This is a genomic window from Vibrio sp. RW (genome assembly GCF_027587105.1).
In the GTDB taxonomy this organism is placed as follows: domain Bacteria; phylum Pseudomonadota; class Gammaproteobacteria; order Enterobacterales; family Vibrionaceae; genus Vibrio; species Vibrio toranzoniae.
In genome coordinates, this window is the sequence record NZ_JAPPTM010000048.1 from 1 (window position 1) to 14,079 (window position 14,079).

A 14,079-nucleotide genomic window follows, 5' to 3' on the forward strand; every position below is an offset into this window, starting at 1 on the left:
TGTTACCGATCCGATTGATGCCAGTAGCCTAGATGATGGTACGCTCAGCGCTACAGCTACGGTAAGTGATATAGCAGGCAATAACGCAACAGATACAGATACAGTGACTCATGATAAAACAGCTGTGACCAGTATTGATGTGGCAACCGGTGATGATGCATTTATAAATACCGCAGAGCAAGAAAGCGTGGTAGTAAGCGGTGTAATAGAAGAAGCAGATACAAGCCAAACTGCCACGGTTGTCTTTACCGATGTGAACGGAGGCAAAGTCACTGTTGAAAACGTAGTTATTAATGACGAAGGTGAGTGGGCAATCAACGCTACGGATATTTCAGGCCTTGCTGATGGTGTAATTACAGCGAGTGTTAGCGCATTAGACGTTGAGGGTAATTTAGCCACAAACGAAACCAGCTTTACTAAAGACACTACAGTTGCAGTAACAGTTGATATTAACGATACAAACGATGGCGTAATTAACGGCAATAGTGAAAACTTAAATGTTGAAATTACAGGTACAACAGCGGGTGTTGAAGACAATCAAACTGTAACAGTGGTAGTAACAGATGAAGCAGGTAATGAGCGCAGCTTTGAAGCCACTGTTATTAATAATGCTTACACGATTACCGGTGCTGATTTATCAGGGCTAGATGACGGTACATTAACCGCCACAGCCACCGTAAGTGATGTTGCAGGCAATACCGCAACCGATACAGACACAGCCATTCACGATAAAACCGCAGCAACCACCATTGAAATGGCAGCAGGCGATGATGTAGTTAATAGTGATGAGCAAAGTAATGTAGTCGTAAGCGGTGTAATTGATGAAGCCGATGCAAATCAAACAGCCACCGTGGTGTTTACTGATAAAGACGGTAAAAAAGTTACAGTTGAAAACGTCGTTATTGACGCAAATGGACAATGGCAAGTTGATGCAGCAGATATAACAACGCTTGCTGATGGTGAAATTACAGCAAGCGTTAGCGCATTAGATGTTGAGGGCAATTTAGCCACTAACTCAACCACCTTCACCAAAGACGCCACCATTAATATTGATATTGATACCGGCGATAACGGCATTAACAGTAGAGCATTTAAAACTGGTCAAGTAGCCACGCTGAGCGGTACAACTGATGCTGAGGATACCTCTACCGTAACGCTTACTATTTCTGATGGTACCAAAAGTGAAGTAGTAACTGCGACTGTTACAGGTGGCGCTTGGAGTGTTAATGGTATTGATGTGTCTGCGCTCGATGATTCACAGCAGTGGACTATTGTTACCTCTGTTACAGACTCTGCAGGTAATACCGCAGAAGATAGCACGCCAATACTTGATGCGCTTGATAGCCAAACACTTAATGAAAGTAATACAGGTAATGGCGGAACAAGTTCGGCTAAAAGCAGCATAGAAATAGATAACGCAGTGCTTACAATCAGCTCTGAGCAATCAGGTCTTGAGGGTTTAAAAGTAAATGGTGAAGCTGTAACTGTTGCATTAGCAACTGATGGTTTATCGTTAGAAGTTAAAGACTCGCAAGGTAACCTAGTGTTAAGTGTTGCGCTTGCGGGTGGTGAACTTACTACCACGCTACATGCACCAATTGACCACGAAAGTGAGAGTTTACTTACTGATATTTTTGTAGACGCACTACAAACAGATGCCGATGGCACAACCGAACTAGTAGTTGTACCAACAGCCGTTACTATAACCGACTCAGCCCCACAAAGCAGTGACGACAGCTTTACAGTAACCGAAGCCGACACCGATGCAGGTAGCTTAGTCACAAACGACAGTGTAGTAGAGGGCGCACCAACCGTTACAAGCGTTACATTTAAAGGCACTGACTATGATGTAACAGCCGATACACCTGCAACAATAGACACCGATGAAGGCACATTAACGGTTAACAGCGATGGCACATGGAGCTTTGATGCTGATGATGATCGTGACTCAACCCCTTCACCACAGTTTACTATTGAATACACAATAGAAGATCGCGACGGAGTTGGCAGCTCAACCAGTACAGCCACATTTACAGTACAAGATGGCAGTGCGGGCAGCTTTACAAATCAAGCCGCTACTTATACAGAAAGCGATTATGGTGTTATTACCACGAATAACAAATCCTTTAGTGTTGCTGCAGGTTCTGATGCACTTGTTGCTGATTCAATTACCTTTGATGACACTATTGCAAGTTTAAATTCGTTGAATCTAACTAGTTCTGGTTCTGCTATTAGCTTTGTTTTAAGCGGTGATGGTAAAACAATTATAGGCTCTGCAAATGGCAGCGAAGTAATCCGCTTTAGCGTAAGTGCAACGCAAGATGCCAATAGCAAAGATTTAGATGCTAGGGTTCAAACAACAGTCAGCTTACCGCTTGATAACCCTGATGGAGAGAATATTGATTTTGCGCTTTCTGTTAATGGTGAGGATAGTGATGGTACGGTAATTAGCGGTAATGGCAATGTAACCATAACCATTGTAGATGGCACAGGACCACAGCTTACCAATATAGACTCAGCAAACCTTGATGAGTCAGGTTTAGCGTCCGGCTCAGATACATTTAGCGGTACATTAGATACTGTTATTGGCAGTGATAGCTTTTCGTCATTAACCTTTGCTGTTACAGGCTCGCAACCTGCACTAACCTCTGGTGGCGAGGCTATTCAATATACCTTAAGTGAGGATGGCTTAACGCTTACAGCACATACAGGTGATATAAATAACCCTGTATTTATTGCTACTTTACCTGAGATCACAAACAGCACAAGCAGCCAAGCAAACTTACAATATACAATTGAGCTTATTCGCCCTCTTGATAATAACGGTAATAGTAGCTTTAACCTTGCAATTGAATTGAAAGATCAAGATGGCGATATTGATGAGGAAAATATTACTGTAAACGTTACAGATAGTGCTAATGCAACGCAAACCTCGCCAACGTTCAATGTCGCAGAAAGCCCAGAAACAGGCAGTACTGGTCAGTCCGATACACAGAGCATTACTATTACGGCTGGCGGTGAGGCTGTTAAATCACTTGGTATGAATGTAGCTTCAGGTCAGGCGGTACTTGATAGCAATGGCAATGCTCTTACCCAAAACGGTGAGCCGATTACATGGCAAGTTAATGAGGATGGTACCGCAAACGGTGTAGTTAATGGCGTTACTGTATTTACGGTAACTCTTCCAACTGATGTGGATGTAGCTGCAGGCACCTCTGAAAGTTACAACATTGCCTTTGAAATCGTAGGGGCTATTGATCATTTAGATTCACAAGAAGCAACGCTTGCTATTAACGTACCTATTATTTCAACTGATGCCGATGGCACTAGAGAACAAAGTGCATTAGCAGTAAACGTAGAAGATGGTCAGTCTCCGAGTGTCACAACTTCAGGCGATAGCGCTCCTGTGGTTGATGAAGAAGGCTTGCGTAATAACGACTCAATTAAAACCGAGGGCAATATTAGTGTTACGTCAGGCTCAGATGAAGTTGTTGAAGTGAAACTAGCTGACAACTTTAGTTTTTCTGGTTACACCTCTTCAGGTGAAGACGTTACGCTATCAAATACAGCTGACGATAATGGCTGGTATTTAGCAACAGCACCAACAGGCGAAAATGGGGCAGCTGAAACAGTTTTCCGCGTTAGGTTTAATGCTGATGGAACCTTTGAGTATGAGCAATTCAAAGCCTTAGACCACGAAGCGGGCAATGGAGAAAATACACTTGATGTAACAATCGATTTAGTAGCGGTAGATGCCGACGGGGATATATCAAATTCACAAAGTGTTGTTGTTGCCACAGTAACTGATGACATCCCAAGCTTACCTGGAGCAAGTAAAGCATTGACGGAAGGTGAAACCGTTACAATCGATTTATTAGCTAACCTTGAAGGGGGAGCTGATGGGGCGACGGTAACAAGCATTACTTATAACGATGTGGTTAGAAATGTGGGCGATACATTCGCTTTAAATGATGGTGATGAAGATTATGGTACTGCTACAATTAATTCAGATGGTAGCGTAACAATTACCACCACTACATTTGGCTCATCAGCTAATGATTTTGTTGACACAATTACTTATGTTGTAACAGATACTGACGGTGATACAGCGACAGCAGATTTATCACTGACTACAAGTGATTACATTGGTGAGATGACTACCACTGCAACAGATGCCAATGAAGATGGCTCTTCTACAATTACTGTTACCGTAACCCCAGGCGATATTGACCAAAATGAAACGGTTACTCAAATACGTATTGAAGAAAGCTCCTTACAGGGTGGAAAGTTATTATTAAATGGCAGTGAGCTAACAGCTACCGGTGGTTATTATGTACTAAGTGGCAGCCAGTTAAGTATTGATGCTAATGGCGTAGCAACTATAAACGGCGCTTTAACATTTGAACCGCTTGCAGATAGCTCAAACCAAACTCAAACGGTAAACCTAACTATTGATGCAACAGTAACGACTGATAATGGCAATCGTGAATACAACGCCACTCAAGCAGTAAGTGTTATATCAGTGGCCGACACTCCTGATTGGGATGACACAAACGATTACAGTTACACAACAGCAGAAGATACCGAAGCTACTATTAATATTGGCGCTTCACTGCAAGATACAGATGGATCAGAAACACTCACTTATATAATCAATAATATACAAGAGGGCTTAATTGTTAGTGCCGATGGCCGTGAACTATCAAACGGTGATGAAATAACCGCAGCAGAGGCGCAAAGCTTAACTGTAGTTGGCGAAGAGCACGTAGCAGGCACGTTTACATTTGATATTACTGCAGTTGCTACTGAAGCTGAAAATGATGATAGTGCATCATCAAACAGGCAAACAGTAACGGTTGAAATAACTCCTGTTGCTGATGAACCTCGCTTATTTGTGCGAAACCAAACCGTAGATGAAGATGCGCTCACCCCAGCTATCGATTTATTTAGTGGTTTACTTGTAGATGAAGATGGCTCAGAAACACTGCGTTTTGAAGTTGAATTACCAGAAGGTTTTGAGCTAGTAGATGAAAATGGAAATGTATTAGCTAAAGATACAGATGGAAATTGGCTAGTCAGTGATACAGAGCTGCAAGCAGAGAACATATTCTTAAAACAAAAAGAAGATGCCAGCCGTGCAACCGATGCTACCTTCGATATTACGGTTACAGCTATTGCAACAGAAACCAGCACCGGTGAAGAAGCACGTACACAGCCAGATACTCTACAATTAACTGTTATAGGTAAAATAGATCCGCCAGAGCTAGATGAAGAAAATAGCAATGATAACTGGGCATTTGCAGAGGTAGATGAAAACAACTTTACGCTGCAAAACACCCAAGGTACGGAAAATACTAACCTACTTTTAGACTTTTTAATTGTGACCTCTGATGTGGATCAATCAGAAGCAATTAGCTTAGTTATTTCTGATTTACCAGACTCGGTAATGCTAGTTGATGTATACGGCGACCCAGCAGATTTACCAATTGTTGGTACTGATGATAACGGCAAGCCAATGTACAGCTTAACGGCTGCAGAGATGGAAAATTACTATTTAGCGCCTGTTGATGACTTTAGTGGTGAAGTTAACTTTAATATTAAAGTAGTTTCAACAGAAGATGATGGTGATACTAATGATTACAACATTGCTGTAACCACAAACTTTAACCCAATAATCTACAATAATACGCAAAGCCTAGCAACAACGTCTGAGGGTAATGAAGATACACGTATTGCACTTAACTTTAATCCCGATTTAATCGACAGTGATGGATCAGAAACAATAACAGGTGCCGTAATTACAGGCATACCAGCAAACACTACCTTGTATGTTGATGGCAACGAAGTGAGTGTAGGTAGCGGGTATGATTTAACTTATTTAATTAATGACGAATACCCAACGCTTGAGGATGTTTTAGCCAGCGATAGAGTGCGTTTGCTGCCTGATGAGGATTTCTCAGGCACGCTAATTGTTGATGTACTTTATACCGTGACCGATACATCTGATGTAGGCAGTGTGAGCGAAGACATTAGTAGTCGAGTTACAGTAACCGTAAACGGGCAAGTTGATACCCAAAGCAGTGCCGAGCGCGATAATAGTGGTGCTGTTACCCGCCTTGAAGCAACCGATGAAACAATAACGAGCTCAAGTAGAACAATGAGCTTATCAGGGGCTGTTAGCTTTACAGAAGAAGATATTGATGGCTCTGAGGTTATTACTCATATAGAAATAATACTCCCTGATGGCGTAAATATAGAGGTGCTTCATCCAAATGGGGCGTACCCAGATGGCTCTGGCCGTTGGATTATACCTATTGATGCAGGTACAAGTAACACAGTACAAGATGTAATTAGTGACTTACTTGCTGATGTGACCTTAGAAGCGCAAAACTCTACGGGTGATATAGATGTTACTGTTAAAGCGCGCGTAGCCGATGGCAGTCACGCCGTATTATTAAGTGACAACTTTACCGTTAACTTTAGTGTAACAGGTGAAGGGAGCAGCTCAGAAGCTTCTGAAGTAGGGCAATTACAAATTTCAGTGGTTGATGCTGTAGAAGATGAAGTTTTTGATTTTACTGGCCATATTAATACCAGCTTGACTGATGATGAAAACGACACCGTGACTGTTTACATAAGCGCAGACAGCTTACCTGAAGGCCTTATTATTGAAGGTGACGGTGTTATCGCAATCCCTGGGGATGATGGTGAAGTTGCTGAGTATATTATTCCAGAAGAGTCGCTTGACAACTTAAGCTTTACCAGTGCAGGCGATGACTACTCAGGGCAATTAATCATTCCGGTAACCATTATTGCAGTAGATGATGATAGTGGTGATGAGTATATTGATGACACTCAATCTTTAGAAATAGATGTAACCCCTGTCGCCGACGGTGGTGAGTTTAGCGCTGCTATTAACAAAATTAAAGAAGATAACCGCACCACAGCGCTTGGCTTAACGTTAGCATTAACCGATTTAAACCAAGTGGATGATGATTCAAACCCTCAGCAAAATGGGGGAGTTGAAGAGGTTGATTTCAGTAAGCCTATTACTATTACTTTACCGGACGGTGTGGGGCTATATGACCCTAATAATATGTTTACCGACAACGGCGATAACACATACACCTATAACGGGACAGAAGCAGAGTTTGCCGCTGCGCTTGCTGGTATTGGCGTTGAGCCAATTGAGGACCAATCAGGAACTGATATTGATATTCAAATAACGGCAACCATAGTTGATACCGCTCAATTAAGTACAGGTACAGCTACAGCTACAACGCAAGTTACTAATACAATTAGTATTGCAGTAGAGGCGGTAACCGATGAAGCCGTATTAACAGTGGCAGATGCACAAGGGAGCGAAGATGCCGATATAGCATTAGCAGGCTTAAGCGCGCTTCTAAAAGATGATGACGGCTCTGAAACTATATCAATTACTATTTCGGGCGTACCAAAAGATGCCGTACTAAAAGACGCTGATGGTAATTTACTTGTTAATAACGGTAAAGACGGTGGCACCTTTAATGGTGAAGACACCACAAGCTGGACCGTAACTGCAGAGCAATTAGCTGGTTTAATTATTGTACCACCGCTTGATTTTAGTGGTGAGTTTGAATTAACCCTAAATGCCCTTACACAAGACGAATCACCTGGTGAAATTGTACAAACCTCAGCCTCGTTTATGGTTGTAGTAAACCCAGAAGCCGACGCATTGGACTTTTCTAAGCAGCCGTTTGAAAGCTACGACGGGCAAGAAGATGACACTATGACTATTGACCTTGAAGCATTTAGTGAAGAGGCTGATGGCTCAGAGACAATTCAGTTAACGGTTAATATAGCAGCCGATTCGGACAGTAGTGCTCTTGAGTATATTGACGGCGAAGCGTTTATTACTATTGGGAGTGAAACTGTATTCTTTACCAGTGATGGTAATGGCGGCTTTAGCGCAACAATTACAAGCGATAGCAGCTCAATAGAAAACTTTGACTTTAATGCCGGTGGTCTTGCGTTTGGTACATTGAACATGAGTGTTGATGTTGCAACTGTTGATAGCGCACAAATTAATGGCGAAACAGTAACAAGTGTGGGTGATACACAATCATCAGAGTTTATTATTGAGTTAGAGCCTCAAGCTGATGCGCCTGTATGGACTGCCGCAAATGATGTTACAAGTAATTCAACCAACAATATTGCCCTAAACTTAGATGCAGACTTGCAAAACCCTGCAGCAGATGAAACCGGCTATATTGAAATTACCGGCTTACCTGATGGATACAGCTTTAACTTTGGAGAAAAAGTAGGTGATACGTGGACCGTTGATATTGCTGATATTGAAGCTCTCGAAATTATTGACGCCGATGCAGGTGATAGCTTCACGCTAACGCTCAATGCATTCGCTACACTCGATGGTGAAACGCAACAAGCGGCTACAGAGGAAGTGAATGTAACTATTTCTGAGTCGGCTACAAGTAACTCAGCGCGTACAGCAAGTGCCAGTGGTGCTGATTATAGTGAAATGTCTGGTAGTGGCGACACTGCACATGATGAGACTATTGCGAGTATGACTAGTGGTGATGAAAACGTATGAAGCTAATCCTTAACCGGGAACAAATGTTGGCACTCGGTAAGCATATTGCCGATGCCTTGCATTTGCGTCATCAAAGCGACAACTTGTTACTTGGTTTACCAAGTAATGAGTTTTCGGCGCATCATTTAGAGCAAGCATTAAGTAACATTAATGTAAGTGCTCAACTACAAACTACGCCTAAACATTATGCTTATCCCGCTTTGGTACTCGATAAAGATGGTTTTTTCTGGCTTTTTGAAAACGGCGGTAAAAGTACGTTTAGCTCACAAGATGATGCAAATCCCAAGCAGTTAACAGACATAGATATAGAGCTTATATGGTACTTATCGCACGATAATGTAACCGATGAACGCTCTGAAAAACTCCACACCCGTATTCCAAGCTGGCTAAGGCCTGCGTGGGATCAGGTAAAGCCATTTTATAACTCATTATTATTGGCCTCACTAACTGTGAATTTGCTCGCTTTAGTGGTGCCATTGTTTACCATGAATGTGTATGACCGTGTTGTGCCAAACGCAGCTATGGATACGTTATGGGTGTTAGCAACGGGTGCAACAATAGCGATTGTATTTGACTGGCTTTTAAAACAAGCGCGAGGGCATTTGACTGATGCCGCAGGCAGGCAAATAGATTTACGTATTAGCAGTATGTTGTACGCTAAAGTACTCGGTATGAGGCTAGAGCAGCGCCCAGCTTCTTCTGGTGCTTATGCAAAACAAGTACAAGATTTTGATAGCGTAAGGGAATTTATCACCTCTGCAACCTTGGTCTCTGTTATTGATTTACCCTTTACCTTATTGTTTTTAGCTTTAATTTTTTGGCTCGGGGGATTAATTGTACTTATTCCTGTAGCCGTGCTTAGTGTTGTTATTATTACAAGTGTTGTACTCCAAGCTAGATTAAATGAAAGCGTAGAGCAGGCATCTAAGCTATCTACCCAGCGTCAAGCGTATCTAATTGAAAATTTAAACCAACTTGTTGAGCTTAAGCAAATGAATGGCCAAGCAGGGGCACAACAAAAGCTTGAGCAAACACTCGCACAAATGGTTGATTGGCAAAATAAATCACGTCACAGTGCAACAACTCTAACGCATACCGTTTCTAGCCTCAGCCAATTTACCAGTATTGGATTAATCGTTTTCGGTGTGTACTTAATTAGTAATGGCGATATTAGTATGGGCGCACTGATTGCTATTGTTATGTTAAGTGGGCGTGCATCAGGGTCAATATCATCGTTGGCTGGGCTTGTTTTAAAGTACAAGCAAACTCAAACGGCTATTGAGTCCGTTAAAAATATAATGGCGTTAGAGCAAGAGCAGCAAAGCGGCGAAAGTACCATTGATGCAACGTTAAGTGGCAATATTACAGCTCGTTATTTAAGTTTTCAATATCATGAGCAAGAACTTGAAGCTATTCACAATATTAATTTTGATATCAAAAAAGGTGAAAAAATTGGTTTGTATGGACGAGCAGGGTCCGGTAAGTCTACCTTACTGGCTATTATTGCAGGTCAATACAGAACAACGTCTGGGCAACTATTAATAGATGACATTGACATAAAACACTGGTCTTTAAGTGCGTTACGTAAACAAAGCGGCTGGGTAGCACAAAGCCCAAGCCTATTTTATGGCACTGTGCTTGAGAATATCACGTTAGGCGCTCAAGACATCAACCCAACGGAGCTGGCAAAAGCGCTTGTGCAATCAGGTGTGAGTCGCTTTATTGATCGCTTAGAGTCGGGACTTGAAACGCAAGTAGGCGAATTCGGCCGATTTTTATCTGGAGGACAACGACAAGCTGTTTGCATTGCTCGCGCAATATTACAAAGTGATAATTCATTACTCCTATTAGATGAGCCTTCCTCAGCTATGGATGAAGGGCATGAAAAACTATTAATTAAAACTTTAAAAGAGCGTACAGAAACTGTGGTTATTTCTAGCCACCGCAAAGAGATGCTCTCAATATGTGACAGGATTTTTGTTATTGACCATGGTCGATTAAAGAGTATAGAAACCCCCAAATCATTATTTAGCGAAAAAGTATCGGGCGGCGTAAAACTGGTGAGTAAAAAAGTGACGCGAGTAAGTAATGCCAATAGTGGGAGCGTGTCTAAATAATGGCTGATTTATATATGGGGCAGCTGCAAGCTGCAAAGCAAGCTAAGCGGTTGGTTATTATTGTTTTTATTTTGCTGTTTTCAGTCGTTTTGTGGGCCAAGTTTGCTAAGCTAGAAGAGGTAATTACTGGACAAGGCACTGTTATTCCTGTTCAGCGTGTACAAACAATAGAAAACCTCGACGGTGGCATATTAAAAGAAGTACTTGTACATGAGGGACAGTTAGTTGAAGTGGGCGACCCATTGCTTTTAATTGATGAAACTCGCTTTGCCGCAGCATTTGCTGAATCAAGCCAAGAGCGAGAGTCTTTACTTGCTAGGCGTAACCGCCTGTTAACAGAGCTTAAAAGTGTTGAACTTGATGATAAAAGTAGTTTTGGAGCCACAATTCAGCGCCTAGAAATACCACGAAAAGGCGTGTCGCCAGAGGTATATAGGCAAGCCTATAACACTTACACATCTCGTTTAACTCAGCTCGAGTCACAATTACAGCAGCGTACGCAAAGCTTATTGCAACAAGAGCAGGCAAGTAATGAACAACTGGCTAATATTTCAGCGTTAAAGCAAAGCTTAAAGCTTACGAGCAGAGAGGTAGAGTTAACGCAAAGCGCAGTAGATGCTGGAGCTGTTGCTGAAATGGAACTGGTTAAGTTACAACGCGATGAAATTGCAATGAAAGGTGAACTAAACCAAGCTACGGCACTGCTACAGCAGCTTAGAGCAGCCAAAAGCCAGGTACTTGAAGAACGCAAAGCGATTGTATTTGATTATTTAGCCGATACACAAAATCAGTTAGATGAAGTGAGTAATGAACTGGCCAAAATTTCACAAAGTAGTAAAGCGCTTGAGGACAGGCTGTTAAAAGCACAGGTAAGAGCGCCTGTAAGAGGAACGGTTAAAAATATAGTCTCGCGTTCTATCGGCAGTGTCATCGACCCTGGTGAAGTTATGATGGAAATTGTGCCGCAAAATGATCAGCTCTTAATTGACACTAAAGTACAGCCTAAGGACATTGGCTTTATAAGAGTGGGTATGCCAGCAAAGGTAAAATTTACTGCATATGATTTTGTTATATACGGAGGTTTAGAAGGTGAGGTCACATACATTAGTGCGGATGCGCAATATTTAGAAGATGGCACCGCTTATTACCAAGCTTTTATAAAAACCACCGTAAGTCAGATTGCTCAGCAGCCTATCATACCGGGTATGCAAACTCAGGTAGATATAATTACTGGGAAAAAAACTGTTTTAGATTACTGGTTAAAACCTTTGCTAAGAGCAAAGGCAAATGCCATGCGTGAACCATAATAGGAATATTAAATGCGAATTATCGGATTACTCTCTGTTTTAGCTTTAACACCAGGGTATGCAAGTGCTCTTACATTAGAGCAGTCGGTAGCAGAAACATTAAATACAAACCCTCGCTTAATGCAAAAGTATGCGAGCTTTGAAGCTAAGTATCGTGATAAACGCAGTGCATTTAGTGAGTACTTACCACAAATACGGTTATATGCGGCCTATGGCTATGAGCATGTGAATTATAAATCGGGCAGCGAATTTGACACAGAATTAGACCGCCGAGAATTGGGCTTAAAAATTACACAAATGCTGTTTGATGGTTTTAGCACTTCTTCTGAGGTGGCTAGATTAGATAACGAAGCACGCGCCGATCAACTCGGTTTGATCTCTGAGGCAGAAAATATCAGCCTTGAAGTTGTTAAAGTCTATTTAGAGTTATTAAAAGCAATTGAATTAATTGAATTGTCTGAAAAAAATATCGAAATACATAAAAAGATTTTAAGTGATATTGAGCAGCGCCACCAACGTGGTTTATCAAGTGATGCCGATGTAGCTCAAGTGCAATCACGTTTAGCAACATCACAGTCTGGCTACTTAGTGGCTAAAAACAACTTATTAGACATACAAGCAAATTACTATGATCTAGTCGGCAAGTACCCCGAAAACCTTGTTATTCCTAAAGCAGATGCGCATTTTATACCTAGCTCTTTAGAGGAAGCGATGAGAATTGCAAAAAGCGCACATCCTGAGATTGCTGCCGCTATTTACGATATTCAAGCTGCTGATAAACAAATACAAAGAGAGAAAAGTGGGTATTGGCCTAAAGTGAGTTTAGAGCTTGATGTTGCAGATAACCGAGATATATCAGGATCGCCTGGGCGAGATGTCAATGGCCGTATAATGCTAACTATGAGTTACGATTTATACAGCGGCGGTAAAACTAATGCTGATACTGATGCCGCAAAATGGCGCTATCAAGAAGCTGTAGCTGTAAAAGATTCAACCCACAGACAGGTCAAAGAGGCTACTAGCTTCGCGTGGAATGCTTATGTGTTTTTAGACGAGCAAAAGAAGTTTTATCAGGAAAACGTTGGTTATGCTGAAGTGGCACAACAAGGTTACGAAATACAATTTGGCTTAGGGCGTCGTTCATTATTAGCTGTACTTGATTCGCAAATTGAATTATTCACAGCAAGAAGAAACTATATTGAATCAGCTTATGATCAACGTATTGCCAGCTACAGGTTGATCAATGCAACGGGTCGTTTAGTAAGTGCCTTAAAAGTAGATAAGCCAGACTCTTGGCAGCTTGGAGATAGATAATAATGAAAAAAATAGCTTTATTAAGTGCCGCTTTACTTTTAACAGCCTGTGCGACAGAGCCAGGTCCGTACGAGCAAAAATTACAGTCTAATGATTTGCTTGATCAAGACCAAGATGGGGTTATTAACGAGCGCGATAAATGTGCAGACACGCCCTTTAAAGCGGTAACAGATAACGACGGTTGCCCGCTTGAGGAAAACATAAGCACAACTCGTGGGGTGGTAATTAACTTTGAATTTGATAAGCATGCACTTACTACTGATGCAAAGCAAAAAGTAGCCGAGTTTGCTCGCTCTATTGAAAATTCACCACTACTGAGTGTTATTTTAATAGGCGATACCAGTAAAAAGGGCTCACTTGAATACAACCGAAAGCTAGCGTTAAAACGTATTGAAACGGTTAAATCAGCACTGCTTGCGCTTAATGTGAGCGAAGAGCAAATTTCGCAACAAACGTTTATCGAAACTAAAAAAATTCCGACAGAGCTACAAGGCCGAGAAACGCGTGTTATTGCTTTAGTTGAAGGTGAGCAGTCTAGCGTTATGCAAATGCAGTTTGACGTATATAACTCAACCATTTAAATAGCGCACAACAATGGATAATAGCCCGTTTTATAACGGGCTTTTTTATGCTTAAGCGTACCTTAATACTCTTACTATACACTGTGCTTACAATGGCAAATTATTAAGGAATTTACATGGCTATTCAAAAAAACTAAAAGAAAAAACACGGCACTTTATAGATTCTAAAC

The 14,079-nt window shown here is 41.6% G+C and carries 5 protein-coding genes; all 5 read left to right on the forward strand.

What is annotated here, in order from left to right:
* Nucleotides 1-103: 103 nt before the first annotated feature.
* From OCT63_RS20845 to OCT63_RS20865, 5 genes are read left to right on the forward strand one after another with little or no spacing between them, the layout of a single operon-like run.
* Complete coding sequence (locus OCT63_RS20845) at nucleotides 104-8,590, forward strand: beta strand repeat-containing protein (protein WP_269984531.1); 8,487 nt, start codon at nucleotides 104-106, stop codon at nucleotides 8,588-8,590.
* Nucleotides 8,587-10,707 carry an ATP-binding cassette domain-containing protein gene (locus OCT63_RS20850; RefSeq protein WP_269984532.1) on the forward strand — a complete coding sequence of 707 codons (2,121 nt, stop codon included), beginning with the start codon at nucleotides 8,587-8,589 and terminating at the stop codon, nucleotides 10,705-10,707. Before OCT63_RS20845 ends, OCT63_RS20850 begins: the two co-directional genes overlap by 4 nt.
* Nucleotides 10,707-12,014 carry an HlyD family type I secretion periplasmic adaptor subunit gene (locus tag OCT63_RS20855; RefSeq protein ID WP_269984533.1) on the forward strand — a complete coding sequence of 436 codons (1,308 nt, stop codon included), beginning with the start codon at nucleotides 10,707-10,709 and terminating at the stop codon, nucleotides 12,012-12,014. The genes OCT63_RS20850 and OCT63_RS20855 overlap by 1 nt, the downstream gene beginning before the upstream one ends.
* Before the next feature lie 12 nt (nucleotides 12,015-12,026).
* Nucleotides 12,027-13,328, forward strand: coding sequence for a TolC family outer membrane protein (locus OCT63_RS20860; RefSeq protein ID WP_269984534.1), 1,302 nt, complete (start codon nucleotides 12,027-12,029; stop codon nucleotides 13,326-13,328).
* Between the two features lie 2 nt (nucleotides 13,329-13,330).
* Nucleotides 13,331-13,909 (forward strand): OmpA family protein, encoded by a 579-nt coding sequence (locus OCT63_RS20865; RefSeq protein ID WP_138684499.1) that lies wholly within the window; start codon nucleotides 13,331-13,333, stop codon nucleotides 13,907-13,909.
* Nucleotides 13,910-14,079 lie beyond the last annotated feature (170 nt).

Excerpts from the sequence above, each read along its gene's own strand:
- OCT63_RS20860 (WP_269984534.1), top strand. The coding sequence starts at position 12,027 with ATGCGAATTATCGGATTACTCTCTGTTTTAGCTTTAACACCAGGGTAT.
- OCT63_RS20855 (WP_269984533.1), top strand. The coding sequence starts at position 10,707 with ATGGCTGATTTATATATGGGGCAGCTGCAAGCTGCAAAGCAAGCTAAG.
- OCT63_RS20865 (WP_138684499.1), top strand. The coding sequence starts at position 13,331 with ATGAAAAAAATAGCTTTATTAAGTGCCGCTTTACTTTTAACAGCCTGT.
- OCT63_RS20850 (WP_269984532.1), top strand. The coding sequence starts at position 8,587 with ATGAAGCTAATCCTTAACCGGGAACAAATGTTGGCACTCGGTAAGCAT.